Genomic DNA, 24495 nt, shown 5'->3' with positions numbered 1-24495 from the left:
GTTAACCCGAAAAAATTATGACTGTTTAATTCAACTATATATTCAAGAAACAAATGTCAAACAATCCCAAAACACAACCCCTTGATTTCGAGGCCACCATGATAGGCCAACAACAGTCTGACTTTGATGTCACCATTGTCGGCGAAGAATCACCCAATTTCGAGGCCACCATCATTGGGACAGAAAACAGGCAAGAAATACCCCATAGTTTTGAGGAAACCCCATCCTCAGATCTCATCAAGTTAAATGAAGCCCAATCTGCTGTTGTTGTCACCCTGGTTAATAAAATTCTCGCCAAAGCCGTCGAAAAACAGGCTACCCACCTCCAGATTGAACCCGAAGAAAACTTTCTCAGTATTCGCTATCGTCAAGGAGAGAGTTTTAAACCCCTGATAGATCCATTACCGAAAAAGTTCACCTCTGCCATTATCTCACGCTTAAAACTCATGGCAGAATTGGATATTACTCAACACCAAACCCACCAAAAAGGTCGAATTCGTAAACGAGGGGGCGGACGAACCATTCATTTTTCGGTTCAAACCCAACCCAGTTTCTATGGGGAAAAAGTTCTCATCCGCGTCTTAGATAGCGCGATTCAGCCTTTGAGCTTATCTCAACTCATTCCTGATCAGGTAATCAGAAAATCCTTTCAACCCGTGAATCATCGTTCCTCCGGATTATTATTAGTCACCAGTCCTCATAAAAGCGATCCGTCTGTCCTGCTTTATGGGTTGCTTTGGGAGGAAAATCGCAATCCCAAAGCCATCGCTACGGTGGAAGAATCCATGAGTTATATTCTGCCAGGAATTAAGCAAATTGAAGTGAATCCTGACACAGAACAAGACTATGCCGATGTGCTGCAATCCTTGGTAGGACAGGATAAACAGCGAATTATGGTAGATCGGCTCCCCGATCCCTCTGTGGCTCGGATGGTAGCAGAAATGGCCCGTAATGACCATTTTATGTTAACCAGTTTAAGGGCGGAGGATGGCATTACTGCGATCGCCTTGTTAAGTCAGATGGTAACGCCTAGCTTGTTGGCCGATACCCTAATTGGGGTGATTCATCAACATTCCGTCCGTTGTCTCTGTCCGACCTGTCGCACCGTTCATCAACCCAGTGCCGAGGAATTCGCGCACTGGAGAATTCCCCCAGAGAAACAAGCCCAAATCACCTTTTATCAAGCTCGTAGCTTAAATGAGACAGAGGTTGAACAAGCCAGAGAAAAGGGGCGACTGTGCCGACAATGTAACGGGAAAGGCTATCACGGGGAAATTCAACTCTACGAACTATTTCAAAGCACCCCAGCCCTAAGAACGGCGATCGCCCAAGGAGCAGAACGAGAAGTCCTCAAACAAGTTGCCTTATCAAATCAGGAAACATCGCCCCTAGAAGCAGGGTTAGGGTTAGTCTATCAGGGACAAACAACCTTGGCAGAATTAACGCGATTATTTCCTGATTATCTTCGAGCTTCTCTCCCCGATGAAGGGGGGATGATGTTACCCGGAGATGTCACTCAGCGATTAGCAACGGTAGAACAACTGTTAATGACTTTGACCCAAGAATTCCATCAACTCAAACAAGCATTAAACCCAACCATTTCCCCGGAAACCCCGTCAACCATGAAACCCCTGGATCAAGCGGAAGCTTTCAAAGAAACTGAGATCCCGATAGATTTGCCCCAAGAGATTGATCTTTGCCAAAAAACGATTACCTCTGGGGTTAGTTTTTATGAAGAATTAACAGATCCAGGAGACTGGGAGGCACTCAAACGAGAATTAGACCCCAATAAAGAAACCATTGCGGCGGATTTTTCTCCCGATCAAGACTTAGCCATGGGGGAAGGAAATAATCCGTTTAGATCTATCCCCGATCCTTGGTCTTGAATGAGTGACATTTGTCCTCATAGCTCTATCCCCCTTAGCCAAGACAGTGTAAACTGACTTTGCTGCAAATTTAAGTATGTGTCATGGAACTAGAATATCCTGAAGATCTTCGATACTTAGACTCCCACGAATATGTTCGGTTAGATGGAGAAATTGCCACCATTGGCATTAGTGAATATGCCATTGATCAACTGGGTGATCTGGTCTTTTTAGAATTGCCGGAAGTCGGAGATTCCCTAGAAATTGGGGAAAGCTTTGGACACATCGAATCTGTCAAAGCGGTAGAAGATCTCTACCCCCCGGTTTCAGGAACGGTAATTGAACGCAATGAAGCGATGATTGATGAGCCAGAACTAATCGCCGATGATCCCTATGGAGATGGATGGTTACTCAAAGTTCGGGTGGAAAATCCTGATGATGAATTGGATGATACCTTAACGGCGACAGAATATCGCGCTCAGGTAGAAGGGGAGGAATAAGAATATTAATTGAGGTGCTTGTGAATAAATTTTACTCTTTGATCTAGGGGATAGGGGATAGGGGATAGGGAAAAGCAATGACTTCTTAACACCTAACCCTCAACCCCTAACACCTACTTACTCAGTCCTACTAAGGGATGATCATGGCGTTTAATCCGGCATTTTCTAAACTTTGATAGGCTTTTTCGGCATTCTCTTTACTACTAAAAAGGCCAACTTGTAACATTGAACGTCCCTTGTAAGACGTAGCAAAGGCATCAGGATAAAGCGATCGCACGCGAGATTGCTCACTATTATTATTCGCGGCCACAATGACTCTATATCCTTGGACGGCGACGGTTTTTGGTGTTCCGGTTGGGGTGGAGCGAGAGAGAGAACCGACAACATTAGACAGGTTATTCCGTCCTGAATTCGTGGCGTTGGGTGGGGGAGGCGGTACAACCCCACTGGTAGTTTTGACAGGGGGAGGGGTTAGGGGTGGGAGATCGGAAAAAGCCGGTAAAGGAGGGGGTTCACTGGAAGTTTGGGAGTTGGGGGGCGGCGGTAAGGTATTGCGGGAGGGGATGGAAGGGGGAAGAGGTTGAGGGGAAACCGATGAGGTAGGGGGTTCGTTTTCTGCGGTAAAGGTGAGTTGTTGAAGGGGTTGACTGGATTCGGTTTCAGTGTTACTAATCGTCAATGGAGAGTTATTATTCGCCATTGAAGGGGGTTGAGATTGGATCGCGGCACTATCCCCAGTTAAATAGACATGGCCTAAGACTTGACCCCCATAAGCGCGTTTAGTAAATCGCCAAGCGGGATCAAGATCTATTTTTAGAAATCCTGATGCTATACCGTGGGTTCTCCCGATGACTATTTCGGGTTGACTCAGGTTGGTGCGATGAGTTCCCACTAAAACTAATTCTCCGTTCCGTTCGACAATTCTTAACAGGTAGTCTAATCCGTAATCTTCTCCATCGACTCTGATTGAATAACCGTTGCTATCGGTACTGCGTTCACAACTTCCGGTAAAGTTAAAGTTGAGGAGTAATGGCTCGACTGTAATGGGATTAGAACCATTTTCACTCCAACATTGTCGTTGTCCTGGAATTTGACGCACAATCAATAGATCGTATTTATTTTCTCCATAAGGTCTAGTAATAGCAATAAATTCATCTTGGTTTACTTCTTGTTGCTCAAAGGGTGATGCTTGAGCGGGAAAATGAGGAATTATATTAATAAGTGCAAAGGTGGTAACAGTGGCTAATTTGCCAATGAGTGTGAGTTTCATAGTCCTTATGATGACAGCTTGAAAACATTAAAAGTTTGGCGCGAGTAAAGCGCGTTAATGTCTGCGATCTTGACGTAGCTTATGGGGAGAATGTTGCTAAGGGGGGACAGTGGAAATTTTGTCTACTATTTGCAAGAAGAAGTTAGATGTACGGATAAATAGCCTAAAAAAACAATAATTAAAAATTAATAAAAGGACTCACATCACTAGCAGAACATCCCGAAAGTGCGGCTAAATTAATTGGTTTTCTATCGAGACTAGAAGGAACATAAGTATAAGCTAAATCTACACCTTTCCCATTAACAGAAACTTGCCAAAAATCTTGATAACCGACGGTTCCTATACCGACTGATTCAATCATAACAGCTTGAGGAACTTTGTCACCACAGGGTTCACAAAAAAGATAAATTTGTTGATTTAGGTTTAAAAATGAGATAGCTTTTAACCCTTGTTCTTTTTCAACATAAGAACATTGATCTGCATAAGCAGACTGACTGATTAAAAAGGTTGATATAATGCTTAAGGTGGCAATTTTTAATGGTTTCATGATACTAACTTACTAAACTTAATTGTGATCCTTGATTGGTTTTATACACTTCGATTCGATGTTGAAATGCCTCCTTAAATTGAGGCATATGGGTAACAGCTAGAATACAGGAAAAATCAGCCGCGATCGCATTAATTGCTGCCACTAAACGCTCACAACCTTCTGTATCTTGGGTTCCAAATCCTTCATCAATAATCAACATTTGTAAAGAAGTTCCTGCCCGTTGTGCTAATAATTTAGCTAAGGCTAAACGAACCGAAAAATTAATCCGAAAAGCTTCACCACCGGAATAAGTTTCATAGGCACGGGTTCCTTTTACATCAGCAATAATAATATCTAAAGTATCTATTAGTTTAGCAGATTTTTGACGAGAATTGCTACCTTTTCCTGCCCTTTGTGTGATAAATTGTATATGGAGTTGATTGCCTGTTAAACGGGATAAAACTTGGTTGGTTTCTGCTTCCAATTGGGGTAAAACATTTTCAATCATTAAAGCTTGAATGCCATTTTTCCCAAAGGCTTTAGTTAATTCTTGATAAATTCTATATTGTTTACGAACTTCTTTAAGTTGTTGTGTTTGTTCCTGAGATTGTTGTTTCAGGGTATCTAATTGAGATAAAGATTGTTCTAATCTTCCTTTTTGGGCTAATAATTCATCTAAATTTTGTCGCTGAGTCTGAATCTTTTTCTCTAGGGTTATAATTTCCTGACGATTATCTTTAATCTTTTCAAAATTTTCGGATAATTGCTTAATTTCTTGTTGTATTTTTCCTTGATATTTTCGATTTGTTTGTAATCTATTTTCAATAATGTTTAGCTGTTCTTGTAATTTAGGATATTGCTGTTTAGCTTCCTGTAATTTTTGATAACTAATCACCAAACATTGAGATTGACGAATATAGTTAGATAGTTTTTGATGATGAGATCTATCATAACCTAATTCTTGAAGAGCTTGTTCAACTTGATTAATTTTTTGTCTGACTTCTGAATCAGAATCTAATTGTTTAAGCTGAGTTTGTAACTGAGAAAGTTGTTTAATTAACCTTGGTTTTTGCTGATTAATAATCCCTTGATTCCGGATTGCTTCCTCAATTTTAGCTTGCTTAATTTCTGCCCATCGCCATCGTTCCACTTCTCCTCTTGTTAACCCATGAGTTTGCTCATCATAGTTAAGTTGCTGTGATTTTTGAGTGATTATTTTGAGTTCTGATTGTAATTCTAATCCGTAGGTTTCTAAAGTAATAAATTTCTCAATCTTCCCTTTTTCTTGTTGAACTTTCCTTAACTTTATTTTTACTTCCCCCGCTTGATCAAGTTGTGCTTCTATTTGTCCAAATTCTTGCTGTAATCTTACAGAGGATTTTACTTCTTTTTCTAATTGTTGATATTCAATTTGTAAGGACTGAATTTCTCTTTTACTCACGGACATTTGTTCCCGCAACAGCCAAATTTGGTCTTGAATTTCTTGCTGTTGTTTGTGAGTTTTTCCAATCACATGATGACGGTGATGTTCGTCTAATTCTTGTTCGCAAAGGGGACAAGCTGATTCAGGAATTTCTAATAGATTTAATTTCTGTTGTAATTCTTCTATTTTTTCTTCATAACTACGTTGATTTACTTTTAATCTCTCTTGCAAAACCTGTCTTTCTTGTGTTTTTTCTTGCACCCGTTTTTGATAAACTTTCTTTTTATCAATTTCTTGAATTTTAGTATCAATATTAATGGCAAGTTCTCGTTTAGCAGGGATTTTCTTAAGTTCTTCTAAATACTGCTTTTCTAGGATTTCAAGTTGTTCCAACTTTGCAGTTAAATTGGCTTTGATTTTTTCAAGTTCAGTCTCTAAGGTTTGTTTTTGTTTCAGTAAAGGAGTTACTTTATGTTGTAATTGATCTAATTGTTGTAATCGTTGACGATGGTGATATAATTTCTTTAAGGCTGATTGTACTTCTTCTGAACGATTTAGAATTTGCTGTAGATCTTTTTCTTGTTCTGCTAAATGTTCTAAACGGGTTTGTATTTGTCTTATTTGTAATTGTAGCTGATTATTTTGTCTTAAAATGTCTTGTTCTAGTTCTTGTCTTTTTTGTTGTAAATCTTGATATAATTGGAATTGCTGAGATAAGCTTTCTTCTTCCCTCTGAAATTGCAGCAATTCTTGATATTTATGGTTAATTTCTCCTTCTTGATCGAGAAATTGTTTTTGTTTAGTCCATTGGTTCGTTAATTCTAATTTTTCTTGAGTCAGTCTTTTTTCATCTTGTTGTAAACTTCGCTGTTTATTTTGTTGCCACCCTAATTGTTCTTCCCAAGTTTTACGCTGACTTTCTTCCTGTTGTAATAGTTGTAATTTTTGACGTTCTTCTGCTTGTAAAATTTGCAAACTTTCTAATTCTTTTACCAAGATTTTTTGTTGTTTTTCAATTTCTTTTTCTTGAGAAATTTGCTGTTTTATTCCCGATAAATTTATCTCAATTTGTTCAGATTGTCCCTTATATTGTTTTGATAAATCCTTCGCTTTACTCGCTAATTCTTCATATTGTTCAAGCTTTAATAAATCCGCTAAAATCTGCTTTCTTTGTGTAGGGGGACGTAACATAAATTCATCAGCCCTTCCCTGTCGTAAATAGGCTGAATTAATAAAAGTATCATAATCTAATTTCAAAGTAGAAATAATTTTCTCTTGAGTTGCTCTAATTCCCTTGGCAGTTAATGATAAGAAATCTCCGGCACTTTCAATTTGAAAATCTAAAGAACTATTACTTTTTCCCCGTTGACGACTGCGAATAATTCGATAAATTTGTTGATTACTAATAAACTCAAAATCAACCCGCACATAATCGACCCCGGTATGGATAATATCCTCCTCTGTAACTGCCCGACTTTTACCCCAAATCACCCAGGTAATAGCTTCAAGTAGAGAAGATTTTCCTGCCCCATTTGCACCACAAATACAGGCGGTATGTAACCCCCGAAAATCAAGGATAGCATCCCGATAACTAAGAAAATTTTTGAGGCTAAGTTGCAAAGGAATCATGTTAGCTAGTCAAGTAAAAATAGCTACCTAATTATCGTAGTGCCAACGTACTGTTATTTAGTTTAACTAGATTTCTCTCCATAATTCTAGTCTTTCTCTTTAAACTGTTACAATTATTTATAATCTAGAAAAGTCTTACCTGATAGATGTGAAAAAATAGGGGTATTATTATGTCAAAGGTTGGGGCAGGAATCATCTCACCACGAAAATCTAGTAATTGGACAATAACGAGATAAGCAACGGCTAAAAAAATAGAAATCGCTCCAGTAATAATGGCGACAAATTTACCTTGATTCATTAGTTATTTTTTTCCTCGGATTAAATGGGTTAATATCTACAGTAACACAGCCTTCTAGGCTGTAACAAGTAAGACTGGTGCTATATTCAATTCCCTCAATAACAGCTTGTCGAAGTATGCTTATAAAAAGAGCGTTAAATGTTAGAATGGTTATGCTAACAAACCGAAGTAATTTAATTAACGAATGACTGAGACAATATTCAGTAAAATTATTCGTCGAGAAATTCCTGCTAATATTATCTATGAAGATGATTTGGCCCTAGCGTTTACCGATATTAATCCGCAAGCCCCTACTCATATTTTAGTCATTCCTAAACAGCCTATTCCTAAGCTAGAAGACGCAACGCAAGCAGATCAAAACCTTTTAGGACATTTGCTATTAACTGTTAATAAAGTGGCAAAACAAGTCGGCTTAAAAAAAGGCTATCGCGTTGTCATTAATAATGGGGAAGATGGGGGACAAACCGTTTATCATCTCCATTTGCATATTTTAGCGGGTCGTTTTATGACTTGGCCTCCTGGTTAGAAACCATTTTGAAATATTTATTTTTTCAGCCCTAAACCCTCAAGGGTTAGGCTAGATAAACAAAGCCCGCAAAGGCGGGCTTATGTCTCAATATTAATCGGTTTTAACCTAGTAAAACACATCTAAATCTATGGCTTTGGAACCCCCAATTTTTATCTGCTTTAATAAGCTTTCTAGTTGAATCCAAACTAAAGCAGCAATAAAAATGGTCATGGGTAAAGCAATAGAATAGGAAAGCCAACGATCAAAGAGAAAAATCTCTAATCCTGCGGATAAAAAGACACAAATTCCTACACAAATTCCAAGAAAAGGTAACTGTAAACCCGAACCTTTTAACATCTGATTAGCTGGTTTTTTCAACAATTCTTTGACATTCATTTTTAGGGTGGCTTCAAAGGCTAAACCACAGGTTAGTCCCGTAAACAAGCCAACAATTAACAAAAAATAAGGCGGTTCAGGTAAGTAGTACATAAAAGGCAGGTCGTGAATTAAACTAATTTAGTGGCTGTTAGTTGTATTGGGGAGAATCGCCGCTACACCGACTGTAGACAGTTCTCGCAGGGCATTAATTGCAGCATCAAATAAATGTTGTGGCTTAAGATCATCGCTAATTAAAGCCCAAATTCGTTGAACTTCTTCTGTGTGTAATCGATCATCTTCTGTTAAGGCCAACAATAATTGATGACGCAAATATCTTCCTTCATCAGACAAGATATATTGTAATCCTAATTGTGCCGTTGGTAACAAGTCAAATTGTTGATCAGAACGGGCAATGGCGATCATATTTTCTAATCGTTGCCATTGGAATTTACCGTCTTTAAATAAGACTTCTAGTAACCGTTTTCTTAGTTGGGGAGACTCTCCCGTTAATAAACGTCTTGCCACATAAGGATAGGCAACTTCAACAATTTTGAAATCAGGATCTAAACTGAGTGCTAACCCCTCTTGAGTGATTAAAGATCGAATAATTAGAGCAAATTTTGCGGGAACTCGGAAGGGATATTCATACATCAATGCCGAAAAATCATCGGTGATGGTTTTGAAGTTAAAATCCCCTACACTTTGGCCGATCGCATTGCCTAAAACCTTTTCTAAGGCAGGAATAATGGGCTTAATATCTGTATCTGGGGTTAAAAAACCAAGATTAACAAAGTCTTGCGCTAAGGCATCATAATCTTGATTAATGAGTTGAACAACTGAACTGGCAATGGTTTCTTTGGTATCTTCTTCTAACTGATCCATCATGCCAAAATCAATATAAGCCATACGTCCATCTAGGGTGGCAAATAAGTTTCCAGGGTGAGGATCGGCATGGAAAAATCCATGTTCTAGCAGTTGTTTTAGACCTGAAGTAACACCGATTTTAACAATTTCGTAGGGGTCAACTCCGGCGGCTTTAATTTGTGCCGTATCGGTTAATTTATACCCTTGAATCCACTCTAAGGTTAAGACGCGATCGCCACTATATTGCCAGTAGATTTTGGGGACTTTAACATCTTTATCATTTCGGAAGTTTGCCGCAAATTTCTCGGCATTTTTTCCCTCATTAACATAGTCAATTTCTTCAAACAGCTTGATGCCAAATTCATCAATAATCAGGGTTAAATCATGGCCTAAATTAAGGGGTAAAAAGCGACCAAATTGACAAGCAGACCAACGCATTAAAAAGAGATCGCGGGTTAAAGTCGGTCGTAAGTTGGGCCGTTGTACCTTCACGGCTACTTCTTCCCCTGTGTGTAAGACAGCCCGATAAACTTGACCTAAACTGGCCGCGGCTACAGGATGGGGTGAAATTTCTCGATAAGCTTCATCAATGCTGGTTCCCAGGGATTTCTTAATGATGGCGAAAGCGGTATCATTATCAAAGGGCGGGAGCTGATCTTGAAGCTTGATCAGTTCCCCTAAAAAGTCGGGACGGATCAAGTCAGGACGGGTTGACAGTGCTTGACCGACTTTGATAAAAGTGGGGCCGAGACGGGTGAGAATTTCCCGCAATTCGGCGGCACATTTCTGTTTATTGTCTTTGTCGGCACTAAACCAGTGATGCCACTGGAGATGGATCAGAAACCAACCGAAAGACCAGATAATGGTTACGGCCCGCCAGATGACGTACCAAGGGCGAAAACTGTAATAACGGGCGATGGCCGCAGGGTTATACTTTTTCAATTGTTGGATGTTGGAACTAGATTTTGATAGTTCTGGTTGTTGCCAATTCACAAGCTTTAACTAATGCCTCTGAACTCGAAAGGATGGAAAAAAAGAGATCTTAAAGATTGATATACAAAAATATAAATATCTTAACTTTTTATTATGACTGATTTCCCTTGTCTTCGCAATATTTCTTAATCAAGAATCCAAGATCTTGCTGAGAATCATGGGTTTTTGCGGGGAAAAAACGCCCCTACTGGGTAACGGAATGTAGCTGATTGGGGTTAAGATTGGCATGAACTACCTGGCCATCTCGAAACCAGATCACCCGTTGAGAATGGCGAGCCACTTCTGCTTCATGGGTGACGACGACAATGGTAATGTTTAGCTGATTGAGTTCCTCAAAAATCTCTAAGATTTCGTCAGTTGTGCGAGAGTCTAGGGCCCCTGTTGGTTCATCGGCTAGGAGTAAAATGGGATCGTTAACAATAGCGCGGGCAATAGCCACCCGTTGTTGTTGCCCCCCTGAGAGTTGATTAGGCTTATTGTTAATACGATTCCCTAATCCCACTTTTTCTAGGGCTTCTAGGGCGCGATCGCGGCGTTGTTGAGGAGGAATGCCCGCGTAGATCATCGGCAAAATGACGTTTTCTAGGGCTGTCATTTGGGACAAGAGATGGAATTGTTGAAAAACAAAGCCAATTTTCCCGTTACGGATGGCGGCGAGTTCCGAGTCAGGCAACCGAGATACGTCCAGATTATCTAAATAATAGCTTCCTGATGTGGGGCGGTCAAGACAGCCAATAATATTCATCAAAGTAGATTTTCCTGAGCCTGATGCCCCCATAATGGTGCAGTATTCCCCTTTTTCGATGCTTAGATTAATGTTATCTAGGGCCTGCACGATGGTATTACCACTCCCATAGACTTTTGTGATTTTTTCGAGGCGAATAATAATGGGATGATAAAGGGGAGAGGGTTTGTTCGTTTGGGGACTGTTTTGGGTTAGGGAAAGACTGTCTGAAGTCATGATGATCTTGAGGACTTTGTTGTCTTTTTATGATAACATAAATTCTTGATTTTTGTTGGTTAACTATTCACTATTATCTTGCAGAAAATGTCTAAATTTTATCCTAACTTAACCCCGGAATTAATGCAGTTTATTGAGGAACAAAAAATCTTCTTTACAGCGACAGCACCCACGGAGGGAAGGATTAATTTATCTCCGAAAGGAATTGATACTTTTCGCTGTTTAGATGAGCAAACTGTGGGTTATCTTGACTTAACAGGGAGTGGTAATGAAACCTCTGCTCATCTCGAAGAAAATGGACGCATGACGATCATGTTTTGTAGTTTTTCGGATAAACCTTTAATTCTTCGTCTCTATGGTAATGGCCGAGTTATTCGTCCCAGAGATGAAGCCTGGGACAATTTTTCGGGTTATTTTTCTTCTTTTCATGGACAACGACAAATTATCTTATTAACCCTTAATTCTGTGCAGACTTCCTGTGGGTTTGGTGTACCAATTTATGAATATCAAGAAACCAGAGAATTATTAATGGAATGGGCGGAGAAAAAAGGAAAAAATGGAATTTATGATTATTGGGCAAAGAAAAATCAACAGAGTATTGATGGTTTACCAACTAAGTTATTAAGCTAATTCTTCTTCACCAATATCGGGGAGAGGAAGGGGACTATCTTTGGGCGATCAAATGTACTCAATAATGTAACTAAAACTTATTTAACCGTTTAATGCTAATCAACAATTAATCAATTAAAATTTAATTATTTATGACCATTCTTGATCAATAACTCATCGTGATTGAATTTGTGCAAACTCGCCTACTTTCATCCAAAATAGTACAATTATTTACCCGTACTATCATCAAATGGCAACGAGACGAATGCTTAGAGATGGGAGCAGCACTATCTTATTATGCTATCTTTTCCCTCTTCCCTATCTTACTGGTTATTCTCAGTATTACAGGGTTAATTCTCGGCCCCTATACCAGTGCTTATAGTCAGATTTTAACCTTTGCTAAAGGGGCTTTACCTCTGGAAGCGTATAAAATAGTAGAAAGTACCTTAGTCCACCTCAATGAGAGCAGTTTAGGGGCGGGATTAATTGGTTTTGCTATTTTATTTATTACGGCAAGTCGTATTTTTAATGCCTTAAATCGAGCCGTAGATAAAATTTGGAAAGTTCATGAAAATAGAATTATTCGTGATGGTTGGATTTGGCAAGTCATTGACTTTATTAAAAATCAAATTGTGGCTTTCTTACTGGTACTAAGTACAACCGCTTTAATCTTAATTTCCCTATTGTCTAATATTGCTTTAAAAATAATTTTAAAACTCCTCAAAGATGTAGAACAAATGGTTAGCTGGTTTAAAGTAGATGAAGCATTACTTTGGAATACTTTACAAGTTGGCGTTACATTTTTGCTTTTAACGTTAGTCGTTATGGTATTATTTAAGACTCTGCCTTCTCCAAGAGTCAAATGGGGCGATATTTGGTTAGGTGCTTTAATTACTGTTAGCTTATTTTCCTTGCTTCAGGGTTTAGTTGGAAGTGGCGTAATTCGTATTGGTGAACAATTCCAAGCTTATGGGGTAATTGGGGGGTTTATGGTATTATTATTTTGGATTTATATAATTTGTCAAATCTTTTTTTTAGGGTGTGAATTCACCTATGTTTATACTCATTTATTTGGCAGTCGTCGTCATAAATAACTAATAAAGTGTCTGCCATCAAGACATATTTTCACGATCATAAGAACTAGATTTAAACTATAGTTGATAAATTTAGAAAAATCTAACTTCCTCCATAGCTTTTAATTAATTTCGCTAATTTTTGTGCGCTATCTATCACTGCTAAACTTTCAGATTTTTGTGACATTTCTTGTAGCTTATCTTTGTTTTTTAATAAATCTAACACCGATTCGGTTAATTTTTCAGCAGTTAATTCTTGCTGAGCATAAACATAAGCTGCTCCTGCTTCAACAAACACCTTAGCATTGTAAGATTGATGATCTTCTGCTGCAAAAGGATAGGGAATTAAAATAGCAGGAGTGTGAGTAATCGCTAACTCAGTTAATGTCCCTGAACCCGCACGACTTACCGCCAAATTTGCCCGTTGTAAAAGTCCCGCCATATTCTCATAAAAAGGCAAAGAAATGTATTGAGCATGGGTAAAACTATCAACATCAGGGTCATTATTTCCCGTTAAATGTACCACATAAGCCCCCAATTCTAACCAAGCAGGAACAGATTGACGCACCAATTGATTGACGGATACGGCCCCTTGAGAACCACCTACAACCACAATTAAAGGGGCATTTTCAGGGATATTTAAGTCTAAAGGTTGTTGGGGTGTATAAAATTGCGATCGCACAGGGGTACTAACCCAAATTGTCGGAGTCTGGGGCAAATATTTTGCTGTTCCTTCAAACCCCAAAGCAACCGTGTCACAAAAACGACTTAAAAGCTTTGTTACCTTACCAGGAATAAAATTAGATTCATGAAGAATTGCGGGAATTCCTGCTAAACGGGCGGCTAAAATAGCAGGACTAGCAATATATCCCCCTGTGGTAAATACTAAGTCAATTTGCTGCTGTTTTATCAACTTTCTGACTTGAAAAATTGACCCAATTAACCCGAAAACAATCTGTAACTTTTTAAGGGGAGAACGAGTTTGAAAGCCTTCGACTGAGATAGTATGTAAGGGATAGCGATCGCCGACTAAAGTTTGTTCCAGACGGTCAGGAACCCCCAACCATTCAATCTGGTAATCCGGTAAATTTTCTGCAACAGCAAGGGCCGGAAATACATGGCCCCCTGTCCCACTCGCAGCAATTAATAAACGAACCATAAGCACAAAATTTTCGTTACAATAAGCCAGAAATCCTGTATTGTAAACCAGGATACCCCAAACAAGGTAGACGGATGATGTATCGACGTTGGTTCCTCTCGATTGTACTCGGTTTTGGATTGAGCTTAGGGGGTCATTCCGCACTCCGTGCGGAGAGTCCTGACAAGGCCCCCATTGAATTAAAGTCCCTCATCACCCAAATTGATGCAGCGGCCAATCGACAGGACATGGAACGGATAAAATCTTTGTATAGCGATCAGTATGTCACGGCTGATGGGTTGATGTTAGGCGAATTTTCCCAAGGGTTACAAAAGCTGTGGAAAGATTATCCCAATTTGGAATATAAAACTGAACTTTTGTCCTGGGAAAAAGATGGCAAAGGTTGGGTTGTTGAAACTGTCACAATGGTTACAGGAACCAGTGAAAAAAATGCGAGAAAGGTTCAATTAGAGGCAAAAATTAAATCCCGTCAAACCTTTCAGGATGACAAACTGATTCGTCAAGAAATTCTCTCAGAAGAAACTAAACTTACCTCTGGTGAACATCCGCCAAAAGTTATGGTAAACGTACCAGAAACGGTAAAACTTGGGGAAGCTTTTGATTTTGATGTCATTGTAGATGAACCTTTGACCGATGAATTATTAGCGGGTATGGCCATGGCTGAAAAAATTGATTCTGATCGCTATTTAGAACCGTCAAAAATGGAATTAGAATTATTACAATCTGGGGGACTATTTAAACGAGTTCCGGCGGAAGATAAAGCCCAAAATCGTTGGCTTTCTGCTATTTTAGTCCGCAGTGATGGCATTGTCTTAATTACTCGTCGGGTTCGTGTTATTCCTTAACATTATAATCGATCAGATCAAGCAGTAGGAAAAAGGCAAAACCCCATTAAGTTATGTCATTTTGCCTCCCTTATTTATCTTGATCTGATGTTTTTATGATTTGAGTTGGGGTGACTTCAAAAATCACTTCAAAAGAATGTTCTAATTCATTTTTTAAGCGTGTTTCTACTATTTTGACTTCATTGGGTTCAATCGGATCAACTGATCGCACCTTAACTAACACAACAGGAGGCTGTTTACGCCAGTTAATACTCACATTAAAAACTTTAACATCTCGCCGATTGACTAGGGAGCGTGTGACTAAAATTTCTTCAATGGAATCATGAATTTTTGCTTTACTAATTAATTGCCAAAAACTAATCCCTAAAGGGATGGCTAACAGCATAATTAAAATTAGCGAAACCCCCCAAGATAAGGTTCTGGCTAACTCATTACTTTTGGCATATCCTCCTAAAAAATAGATAATAACACAGGCTAAATTAATGCCAATTAAATTAGTTAAATAAAGTAGGCCGGCCCCTGATGCAATTTGCCATTCTCCTTGAGCTAACGCGAGGCCAACAACACAAAGAGGTGGCATTAAAGCAACGGCGATTGCTGTACCAGGAATCGCATCTCCAACAGAAGGACGAATCTTCGCATAACCACTAACTCCCCCCGCGAAAATCGCAATTAATAAGTCAATTAAGGTTGGTTGTGTTCTCGACAAAATTTCTCCGCCAAACTCAGGAATAGAGACAATTAAACCAACAATCCAAGAACAAACAATAGATAAAAAAGTCCCGATAAAAATAGCATTAAAACTACGACGTAATAGCTCAATATCTCCTTCTAAGGTAGCAAAGGAAAAACCCCGTAATGGTAACATTAATGGAGCAATAATCATCGCCCCAATAATCACGGCTGCACTATTAATAATTAATCCCAAAGTAGCAATTAAACAGGAACCAAGACTGAGAATTAAATAATTTTGGGTTAATTGGGATTCTTGAAATAATGATTCTCTAAGTTGCAGGATAGGAATTGCTCCTAACCCCATTTTTTTAATGATTTCCCAGCTTCTTTTCATATATATTTTTGGGTTTAAATGAATAAGCTTTAACTTATTCTAAATGTTATTAAAATCATCAGTCTAATTCATGGTTAATACAGTTTGCTTAAGGTGGCCATCTTCCAATTCAACTATCCGATCAGCTACATCTAAAATGCGGTTATCATGGGTAACAATTAAAATGGTGCATCCCTGTTCTTTGGCTAATTTTTGCATAATATTGACCACATCATGACCGGATTTACTATCAAGAGATGCCGTCGGTTCATCTGCTAATACTAGCTGAGGATGACTCACTAAAGCGCGGGCGATCGCAACTCTTTGTTTTTGTCCCCCTGAAAGATTTTGCGGATAATAGTTAAGGCGATCGCTTAATCCTACAGCTTGTAACATTTCGATGGATTTTTGTTTAATTTCTGCCCTGGAATATTGGGGGTGTAATTCTAAGGACATTTGGACATTTTGTCTCGCTGTTAAGCATTCTAAAAGATTATGAGATTGGAAAATGTAACCAATATTACGGCGAATTTTTACTAACTGATTTTTCTTCGCGCCTACTATTTCTTGTCCTAAGACTTTAAGACTTCCCGTTTGGGCAGATCGTAAGCCTCCCATTAAGGTTAATAAGGTGGTTTTTCCTGAACCTGATGGCCCTTTTAAAATGACAACATCTCCTGATTTCAGGGTCAAATTAATCTGAAAAAGAATTTGTTTTCTGAGTTCTCCTTTTCCAAAATAATGATCTAAATTTTGAATCTCAATCACAGGTTTGTTATTCATAATTTATAGTTTAAAAGATATCTGCTGGATCAGCCGCCCGTAATTTACCCACAGCAATCATTCCTGAGACACAACACATAATAATTGTTAAAATTAAAACTGTAATCGCCCTAGATGTTACCATCATGATTGGTAATCCGGTGGCTTTAGCCGCATTATAATATAGTAACATCGAAAAAGATAAACCGGGAAGAAAGCCAACTAATCCTAAGATAATGGCTTCTTGAAATACAACCGTTAAAAGATAAAAATCGGTGTATCCCATGGCTTTTAAGGTGGCATATTCTGGTAAATGATCGGCGACATCTGTATACAAAATCTGATAAACAATCACTGTCCCTACCACAAAACCCATAATGGTTCCTAGGGTGAAAATAAAGCCAATTGCTGTCCGATTTTTCCAGTAACTTTTCTCATGTTGAATAAATTCTTTTTTTGTATAAAAAGTAATGTCTTCACTAGCAAAATTTGTTCGCAAAAACTGTAATACTTCTGCTATATTTCCATCCGGTTTTAATTCAATTACCCCAATATCAATTAAGCCCTTTTCTCGCTCAGGAAATAAGCGCAAAAAATTAATATCACTGGTGACAATAGTTCCATCAGCACCAAAAGAAGTCCCCACAGCAAAGAGTTCTCCCACTTTTATCTGTCTGTTTCCTACTTCAACTTTGACTGTTTTTCCTGAATTAAATAACTCAGGAATAGGGCCAAACTCTTTCCGAGAAAGCCGATCAAATAAAACCGTATCCTGTTGTTTTGTCAAGGATATATTTTCGGTAATTCCTGGCAATTGAATAACATTTTTATCAGGATTTAAGCCGACAACAAAAACAGTGCGAGTTTTCCTTTCTATGGGATTTTTCCAAGGTGAAAGACCAATATATATTGGAGTAACATTTTGGACTTTATCAACACCCAAAACATCATATAATCTTCGTTGGGAAAAACTTCTAATTCCCGTTAGACTATCGGTTTTAGAATTGAGGATAAAAATATCACCTTGTAAACTTTCATGCAGTCGCACAGAACTATTAAATAAAGCATCCCTAAACCCTAACTGCATAAACATTAAAACATCAGCAAATCCAATTCCCGCTAAGGCAACTAATAAGCGGGTTTTTTCATGGGTTAATTGTAACCAAGAAAGGGGTGTTTTCATGATAATTATAACTGAATTTCTGTGATAACTTTGGCATAAGTTAATCCCGAAACTTTTTGACTTGCTTCTGGGGTTAATAGGATTTTTACTTCAACTACTCTGACATCAACATCAGCAGCAGGATCAGTATCTAAAACATCTTTTTTCCCAATTTGTAAACCTATATTATTAACGGTTCCTTCTAATTGCCCTGCAAAGCTATTATTATCACTTTTTATGAGGGCTTTTTGCCCAATTTTAACCTGATTAATTTCGCTTTCATATACCTCGGCAATGACCATCATTTGCTCGGTTTTTCCTAGTTCCACAATGCCGTTAGTATCGTCAGCTTTTTCCCCTGGATAAGTATTGATTTTCAAGATTTGTCCAGCGAGGGGAGACTTAATATAAACTAAGTCTAAATCAGCTTTGGATTCTTGTAATTTTGCCATCGCTTGATCCACTTCTGCTTGGGCTTTTTGCACATCAACTGGACGCACTTCAGCAATACGATTTAAGGTTGCTTTCGCCGAGGAAATTTCTTGGGTTAAAGTATTAATATCTTGACGAGAACTGGCTTTTTCTGCAATAATTTGTTCCGTTAAAGTATTGACAGTTTTCTTCAGCTTTTCTTGCCCTTCTAGTAAACTTTTTTCCGATTGTTCTAATTTGAGTTGACGCTGATCTAAGTCTGATTGAGAAATTACCCCATCTTGGGCTAAATTTTCATATCTTTGATAGTCCCTTTGAGCATCTTTTAATTCTGCTTCTAAGCGTTCAATTGTCGCTCTTTGCTGTTGTTTTTCTCCCTCTAATTCCCTTTCTAATTGAGCAATTGTTGCTTGATTTGTTGCCATTTTTCCACTTAATTCAGCCTCTAATTGTTTAATAGTGGCTGCTTGGGCTTCAATTTCTCCAGTTTTGGCCCCTGCTTGAATAATATTTAAGTTTGCTTGGGCAACTTTTACCTGTTCTTTTGCTGCATTGAAGGCGGCTTGTTTTTGGTTAATCGTATCTAAAATGGCAATGGTTTCTCCTACTTTTACCTTATCCCCTTCTTTGACTAATAATTGTTTAATTTTGGCCCCTCCTTGGGTGGGTGGTGGTGCGAGTTTGATCACTTCTCCGTAGGGTTCGAGTCTTCCTAATGCTGAAATGGCTTGTTTTTTGGGGGGGTTAACCTCTGTGGTAACAGATGACTCTGGGGACTCATTACGGCTGATTTTCAGGGTATAAATGGCCGTTGTTCCAATTAAGCATAATCCTAGGAGAGAAAGGGCAATTATCCAAGGTTTGCCCTGTTTCGGGAAAAGGGATTTTTTCAACTCTGTTGCTTGTCCCATCTGTGTTTACCAAAATTCCTGTCAAGGTTATACTAGACTGTACGGTTTGATTATAGCGTTTTTTTTGAATCTGTCATTATGGTTGTAAGGGTTAACGGCCGTTAACCCTTACAGAATTAAAATTAAGTTATCTTCCAGGAAGACCGATATACCAAAAATAGGTGGCCATAGGAATGGCAGTGGCTAACACTAATAAAACAATCACCCAAGTAGTCGCATTTGCGTCGTCGGTGTCTTCTGCACTGGTAAAAGTGCTTTCGATGTTAATTTCCTGAGTCGCTGGGGGGCCGGGATCTGGATTACCTGATAAGACAGCAACTAAGCGATCGCTTGCGTCTAAAAATGCCTGATTATATTTTGCTCCATCTCGCAATGGAATGGCAACGGTTTCTTTAATAATACTCGTAGCAATATCATCCGTTAAGAGGCCCTTAGTCCCTTCTCCTTGACGTAGAGCAGTATTATTAGTGAAGGTATCAACTACTAAGATGATCTGGTTTGCTTGTGTTTCTGGGGTGGGATACCATTTGCCAAAAATATCATCCGCTAAGCTTTTGATCGTGGTGTCATAGTCTAAGCGACGCACAGCAATTAGTCTAACTTCATTTCCGGTGTTTTCTGCTAATTTGCTTAACTGATTACTTAATTCGTTTTCATTAGATAAACTAATCGTATTCGCTTGATCTACCACCCAAATTGATGATCCTGCATTCAACACAGGGAGATCATAGACTCCTGTTGCGGTTGCCGGGGGGACAACTAGGGTAATGGCGATCGCCAAGGACAAGATCAGTCCGATCAGGTATTTTAAGGGTTTCATGGTAGTTTGTTTGAATGGGGATAATAGCTGAATTTCAAACCATTATAAAAGATGATTGCACTAATTTTAAAAGTAAGGTGGGCAATGCCCACCCTACAGGTTTTAAGATAATTTACGCTTAAAAAATGCGCCAAATCCTAGGGCTGTCAAGCTTCCTAAAATGGTTAAAGGTTCAGGAACAGCATAATAATTGATACTACCAAATCCTGCACCACTATTACCCGAATCATAAGCAAAATAGGCTTCATCAATACTAAAAAATCCTGGAATAAAAGAGAAAGAAGGATTGAAATTACTGACAACATAATCAAGTCCTAAAAATTGTCCATTATCAAATAAAACCCTAGGAGTTGTATCAGCATCAGCAATGGTAAAAGTTGATCCTAAAAAACTAAAATTAAAATCAATGACATCAAGAGATAAATCATCAAAACTCAAAGAACCAGAATAAGTTTCACCATTTAATGAACCAGAATCAAGGGTTCCCGTAAAGATGTAACTAACGGTTGCTGCTTGAACAAAAGAAGTCGGAATGAGAGAAGAAGTAGCAGCGATCGCAACAGCAGTTAAGTAAAATTTAGCAACTGAGTAAGTCATGATATCTCCTGATAGATTAGTAAGGTTTTGTAAGGACAATGAATTCCTAAAGTATTTTTGTAGTGGCAATTCATGAATTGCCACTACGGATAGGTTAAAACACGAAGTTATTAACGTCATTCAAAGCACTAATCGACACATTTTGAACTAAGATAAAAGACCGAGAAAGTCCTGATCCATTTAACCCGTCAGGATCAAATTGAACCATGGTATTACTACCTTGTGCTAAGAACCGAACATAACCATCTGTGATAGGATTAGACCCGTTATATCCCACACTATCTAACAGTTGAGTGAAGACAAATTTATCATTACCAACAGAAAAGTCAGTAATAATATCACCCCCATCAACCACACTGTTATAAACAAGGTGATCGCTACCATTTCCTGTTGTAATCCTGTCTCGACTTTGGAATCCAGTAATGACATCATTACCGTTAGTTCCCGTTAAGATATCTTGTCCTGTCGTCCCATTAATAATGTTTTCTGGGGTAGGAATAAATAACCCTGCAACTACCCCATCATGATCGCTTGCTTGTTGAGAATTTTCGACAAAATCTGCGTTAATATGAACAGCATCATACTGTACATTATTCAGTAAACTATCACTGACAAAAATGTGATCTAACGCTTGAGAATTCCCCTCAAAAATGTAGGTATAAGCTTCAACCGGATCGAGGGTATTGGTTAAATTGGTGAGTTGTGACCCTAAAACGTCTTTTTGATAGGTTTCAAACTGAAACCCATTCAAATCTCCTAAAACCACCACATTAGTATTAGGATCATTTGTTAATAGGTTATTGGTAAAATCTTGAACAGATTGTGCTTGATTTAATCTGTCTTGTTCTCCCCCAATGGTTGGCGGTTGATTTGTACCAACTAAAGGATCACTACCTCCCCGCGAGGAAAAATGATTATTAACAACGGTGACATTTTCCCCATTAAAGCTAAAGGTAGCAGCAAGAGGTAAACGACTGGCAAAGAAAGGGTTGTTAGAATTCGTTTGTTGATCGTTAGGATCGGTGGTAGTTTGTAGAGAACCTTGAACAAAATTAACACGGTTGGGGTTATATAAATAGGCAGTACGAATGTTACCCCCTGGTTGTCCCCCGTTCGTATCATCCCCAATAAAAGGATTATCGATAAACTGATATTGTGGACCCCCTGCTGCGGCGATCGCATCTACCAGCATTTGTAAGGTGGTACTGGCAGAGGTAATATTAGAATTAACCGATCCATCATTATCTTGAACCTCTTGTAACCCGATGATATCAGGGGTTTGGAGATTATTAACAATTTGAGTGGCGATCGCAGTAAAGCGACCATCAGCAACATCTGTATCCCCATCTGCATCATTAGGATCAAGATTTAGGAGATTGTAACTCGCAACGGTTAGGCGATCGGAACTCCCCACAACCGTTGTGGTTTCTCCCTGTTGAATTCCGGTTCCTGCAACGAGGTTAAGGGATGTATCAACTAAGACCTCATAGTTACCGAAATTGTAGCTAACGACCCCTGTAATGTCTCCTAAGAGGGTTCCAGTGGTAACAGGGGGAATTACACCAGGATCGCGTAAATCATCGATTTGAATGCGTTCTGGGTTAAAATCAATGTCCGTTAGGGTGGTTGGGGTGATATTCGGATCGGTATCAGTAAGAGTAAGTCCCCCATTACTGTTCAACCCTGTGGCCGCAGTTCCTTGGTTGGGGGTGACGAAAATCTCAGAAAATCGATTCGTAGGACTAACAGATATTGCATCTTCTACCGTTACCAGCATTCCTTCTAAGGTTTCGTAGAAGTCAATTCCGTCCTGTTGGGGGTCAAAGGTGGCAAAATTATCATTATCAATGATTTGGGTGGGAGGAATACGACCACTTGACCCAATAATAGTCGCAGTAGGTAACGCATTTCCCGTCGAAAGGGTGGTAATGGTTGCATTACCAATTTGAGTGACCGAAAGATTCCCCGTACTTGTTCCACCAGGGGTAAACTCACTGACGGTTCCTTGAACTTCTAATTCATCTCCTATCGCAACAGTAGGGAGGGAACTGGTAAAGACAAAAATTCCGTCTGAGGTATTAACATTCCCGTCTCCAGTCTCATCTTGGAGATAGAAACCATTGGTATCAACTGCGGTCACAATTCCTGTTGTAACGACGGTTTGACCATTAAAACTAGAAATATGACCCTCACCTTGGATATCGTAAATACGAGTAATGGTATTAGGGGGAGGGTTTACTCCTCCGTCATTTTCTGCACCAGGAGTATCATCTCCCCCATTAGGATCAAAATTACCAATCTGGAAGTTTCCCGTACCATCAGGACTGCGAAACACATGACCAGGAACAGAGGAACCATCCGGGCCAATGGTGGTTTGACTGTAAACGAGATCGCCACTTCCAACACTGTTAAGTAACGCGACAGAATCAAGTACCGTTGTCCAAGGAGTAATATCTAAAACTCCATCATCGTTGGTGTCTAAGTCTTGACCATTGGTTCCGGTAAACCCTTCTACTAATAAATGGGTAACGTTATCACTATTTTCAAAGTTTAAGGAGGTGATCAGATCAGCAGTTCCCAGGGTAAAGGTATTTTCCGCAGCAACAAAAAACCCATTACTATTGATAAAACTTCCGTCTAAGTTAACCACTGCTTCAATAACACCGCTACCTCCTGTACCATCACCAATGACAATATAAGTGAATCCGTTGAGAGAAGTTCCTGGGGTTCCGGTTAACTCAAAATATTCATCGTTATCTGTACTGGGTTGGTCAATCCGAATTTCATTAATATTGATAGTTGGGCTACTATTGTTAGTGAAAGATTGACCACTGTTGACAGTACCAAAACTATCATCTGTAGAGACAGTCCAAGTGAAATCTTCTGCGGTGGTTCCCGTTCCTGTTAGTTGTAAGGATTCACCTACGGGAGTTGAACTTGTTTCAGTTACCCCAATATCTGTACTGGTTAGGCCAATAGCAGGGCCATCTAAAGCGGTAAATGTCCCCTCATAACTGAGGAATTGTACAACATTATTATTATTATCGACTAAAGCAATCCCATCAGGAGAACCATTTTGAATCCCATTGGTCGGAAAGCTAAAGGAAGCGGTTCCGAAACCATTATTTTGATTGGGAATCGTACCCGTTAAGGAAATTGTATTATATACCAGTCCATTTGCACCATTATAAAGAACTAAACTCCATCCAAATAGATCTAGTCCTCCTAGTCCTGCTATTTCAATCGCTTCACCCGTATCAGTGCCGATATTATCGTAATGGATTTCGTTGATAAAGACATTAGTTGGCATAAAAACCTCGATTTTTTCTCTGAAAATGAATTAGGTTAAGGTAAGGTAAACACAAGAAAATGAAAGGTTTAAATTGCCTGTCAAAGATGTTTTCTGGCAATCCTTATTAGTTTTTTAGAGCTAATCCAGAGTCATTGTAATCGATGAATTCCATAAAAATGTTAGCAATAATGTATAACTTATTTGCTCATGAATAGTAACTTAAGTTATACAAAACCTTGATGATTTTTAGTTCAAAAATTTTATCATAAAGTAATTAAAATTAAATTAATTATTGGTTAAGATTGAAAGTTTTTTATTTTAAAGAGTTACTCATAAATCTTGCTTCGATCTATTTTTTTTGTAATGAACCGGAAGCAGACTCAAAAAAAGATTGAGCATCAACACTAATTAAAACTGTATATTTAATATTTTCGTTTGAGTTGCTCAACAGAAATCACCTTACCTTCTATAACATTTTTTTGTGCTTTAGTAAATACTTCTTTAAATCCTTCAATTTCTAATAATTCCTCAGTTGGATCATTGTCTTCTTCTGAGAGTTTATAGTAA

21 protein-coding genes are annotated in these 24495 nt (G+C 38.7%); 6 read left to right on the top strand and 15 right to left on the bottom strand.

All coding sequences use genetic code 11. The features are described from left to right. Nucleotides 1-53: 53 nt before the first annotated feature. Both VB715_RS17460 and gcvH read left to right on the top strand, forming a co-directional pair. The gene (locus tag VB715_RS17460) at nucleotides 54-1886 is read left to right on the top strand and encodes a GspE/PulE family protein (protein ID WP_323302500.1); all 1833 of its coding nucleotides are present in this window, start codon (nucleotides 54-56) and stop codon (nucleotides 1884-1886) included. An 83-nt stretch (nucleotides 1887-1969) separates the two neighbouring features. Continuing rightward, the gene (gene gcvH / locus VB715_RS17455; protein ID WP_323302499.1) at nucleotides 1970-2365 is read left to right on the top strand and encodes a glycine cleavage system protein GcvH; all 396 of its coding nucleotides are present in this window, start codon (nucleotides 1970-1972) and stop codon (nucleotides 2363-2365) included. A gap of 130 nt (nucleotides 2366-2495) precedes the next feature. Here gcvH and VB715_RS17450 read toward each other — a convergent pair whose 3' ends face one another. From VB715_RS17450 to VB715_RS17435, 4 genes are all read right to left on the bottom strand, one after another. Next, a complete protein-coding gene (locus VB715_RS17450; RefSeq protein WP_323302498.1) occupies nucleotides 2496-3635 on the bottom strand; it encodes a DUF3747 domain-containing protein in 1140 nt (379 codons plus the stop codon). Nucleotides 3636-3813: 178 nt separating this feature from the next. Then, nucleotides 3814-4182: a hypothetical protein gene (locus VB715_RS17445; protein ID WP_323302497.1), complete on the bottom strand. Its 369-nt coding sequence runs from the start codon at nucleotides 4180-4182 to the stop codon at nucleotides 3814-3816. 4 nt (nucleotides 4183-4186) lie between these two features. Beyond that, the gene (sbcC, locus tag VB715_RS17440) at nucleotides 4187-7216 is read right to left on the bottom strand and encodes an exonuclease subunit SbcC (protein ID WP_323302496.1); all 3030 of its coding nucleotides are present in this window, start codon (nucleotides 7214-7216) and stop codon (nucleotides 4187-4189) included. A gap of 124 nt (nucleotides 7217-7340) precedes the next feature. After that, nucleotides 7341-7514 carry a hypothetical protein gene (locus VB715_RS17435; protein WP_323302495.1) on the bottom strand — a complete coding sequence of 58 codons (174 nt, stop codon included), beginning with the start codon at nucleotides 7512-7514 and terminating at the stop codon, nucleotides 7341-7343. A 184-nt stretch (nucleotides 7515-7698) separates the two neighbouring features. Here VB715_RS17435 and VB715_RS17430 point away from each other — a divergent pair, with 184 nt between their 5' ends. Then, nucleotides 7699-8040 (top strand): histidine triad nucleotide-binding protein, encoded by a 342-nt coding sequence (locus tag VB715_RS17430; RefSeq protein WP_323302494.1) that lies wholly within the window; start codon nucleotides 7699-7701, stop codon nucleotides 8038-8040. A gap of 108 nt (nucleotides 8041-8148) precedes the next feature. On the opposite strand, the gene VB715_RS17425 is transcribed toward VB715_RS17430, so the two are convergent. From VB715_RS17425 to VB715_RS17415, 3 genes are all read right to left on the bottom strand, one after another. Continuing rightward, a complete protein-coding gene (locus VB715_RS17425; protein ID WP_323302493.1) occupies nucleotides 8149-8511 on the bottom strand; it encodes a hypothetical protein in 363 nt (120 codons plus the stop codon). Between the two features lie 27 nt (nucleotides 8512-8538). Further along, on the bottom strand, nucleotides 8539-10215 hold the full coding sequence (locus VB715_RS17420; protein ID WP_416336955.1) for an ABC1 kinase family protein: 1677 nt from the start codon (nucleotides 10213-10215) through the stop codon (nucleotides 8539-8541). A 226-nt stretch (nucleotides 10216-10441) separates the two neighbouring features. Next, entirely contained in the window at nucleotides 10442-11218 is a 777-nt protein-coding gene (locus VB715_RS17415; RefSeq protein WP_323302491.1) for an ABC transporter ATP-binding protein, read from the bottom strand. 87 nt (nucleotides 11219-11305) lie between these two features. Between VB715_RS17415 and VB715_RS17410 the strand changes: the two genes are divergently transcribed. Both VB715_RS17410 and VB715_RS17405 read left to right on the top strand, forming a co-directional pair. Further along, on the top strand, nucleotides 11306-11848 hold the full coding sequence (locus tag VB715_RS17410) for a pyridoxamine 5'-phosphate oxidase family protein (RefSeq protein WP_323302490.1): 543 nt from the start codon (nucleotides 11306-11308) through the stop codon (nucleotides 11846-11848). A 158-nt stretch (nucleotides 11849-12006) separates the two neighbouring features. Next, complete coding sequence (locus tag VB715_RS17405; protein ID WP_323302489.1) at nucleotides 12007-12921, top strand: YihY/virulence factor BrkB family protein; 915 nt, start codon at nucleotides 12007-12009, stop codon at nucleotides 12919-12921. 82 nt (nucleotides 12922-13003) lie between these two features. On the opposite strand, the gene murG is transcribed toward VB715_RS17405, so the two are convergent. Beyond that, nucleotides 13004-14059: an undecaprenyldiphospho-muramoylpentapeptide beta-N-acetylglucosaminyltransferase gene (murG, locus tag VB715_RS17400; protein WP_323302488.1), complete on the bottom strand. Its 1056-nt coding sequence runs from the start codon at nucleotides 14057-14059 to the stop codon at nucleotides 13004-13006. A gap of 74 nt (nucleotides 14060-14133) precedes the next feature. On the opposite strand from murG, the gene VB715_RS17395 reads away from it, so the two are divergent. Next, nucleotides 14134-14904, top strand: a complete 771-nt coding sequence (locus VB715_RS17395; RefSeq protein ID WP_323302487.1) for a nuclear transport factor 2 family protein — start codon at nucleotides 14134-14136, stop codon at nucleotides 14902-14904. Between the two features lie 70 nt (nucleotides 14905-14974). Here VB715_RS17395 and VB715_RS17390 read toward each other — a convergent pair whose 3' ends face one another. The 7 genes from VB715_RS17390 to VB715_RS17360 form a co-directional block, all read right to left on the bottom strand. Beyond that, nucleotides 14975-15973, bottom strand: coding sequence for a TIGR00341 family protein (locus VB715_RS17390; RefSeq protein WP_323302486.1), 999 nt, complete (start codon nucleotides 15971-15973; stop codon nucleotides 14975-14977). Nucleotides 15974-16036: 63 nt separating this feature from the next. Further along, the gene (locus VB715_RS17385; RefSeq protein WP_323302485.1) at nucleotides 16037-16735 is read right to left on the bottom strand and encodes a DevA family ABC transporter ATP-binding protein; all 699 of its coding nucleotides are present in this window, start codon (nucleotides 16733-16735) and stop codon (nucleotides 16037-16039) included. 10 nt (nucleotides 16736-16745) lie between these two features. Then, nucleotides 16746-17897 carry an ABC transporter permease DevC gene (gene devC / locus VB715_RS17380; protein ID WP_323302484.1) on the bottom strand — a complete coding sequence of 384 codons (1152 nt, stop codon included), beginning with the start codon at nucleotides 17895-17897 and terminating at the stop codon, nucleotides 16746-16748. Between the two features lie 5 nt (nucleotides 17898-17902). Further along, a complete protein-coding gene (locus VB715_RS17375; protein WP_323302483.1) occupies nucleotides 17903-19219 on the bottom strand; it encodes an ABC exporter membrane fusion protein in 1317 nt (438 codons plus the stop codon). 127 nt (nucleotides 19220-19346) lie between these two features. After that, complete coding sequence (psb32, locus tag VB715_RS17370; protein WP_323302482.1) at nucleotides 19347-20039, bottom strand: photosystem II repair protein Psb32; 693 nt, start codon at nucleotides 20037-20039, stop codon at nucleotides 19347-19349. A 102-nt stretch (nucleotides 20040-20141) separates the two neighbouring features. Next, nucleotides 20142-20636 (bottom strand): PEP-CTERM sorting domain-containing protein, encoded by a 495-nt coding sequence (locus tag VB715_RS17365; RefSeq protein ID WP_323302481.1) that lies wholly within the window; start codon nucleotides 20634-20636, stop codon nucleotides 20142-20144. 94 nt (nucleotides 20637-20730) lie between these two features. Further along, nucleotides 20731-23946, bottom strand: a complete 3216-nt coding sequence (locus VB715_RS17360; protein ID WP_323302480.1) for an endonuclease — start codon at nucleotides 23944-23946, stop codon at nucleotides 20731-20733. Nucleotides 23947-24495: the final 549 nt, after the last annotated feature.

It is taken from the genome of Crocosphaera sp. UHCC 0190 (assembly GCF_034932065.1).
Classification (GTDB): Bacteria; Cyanobacteriota; Cyanobacteriia; order Cyanobacteriales; family Microcystaceae; genus UHCC-0190.
Note: the sequence above shows the minus strand (reverse complement) of the source record. Positions and strands in the feature narration are given on the sequence as shown.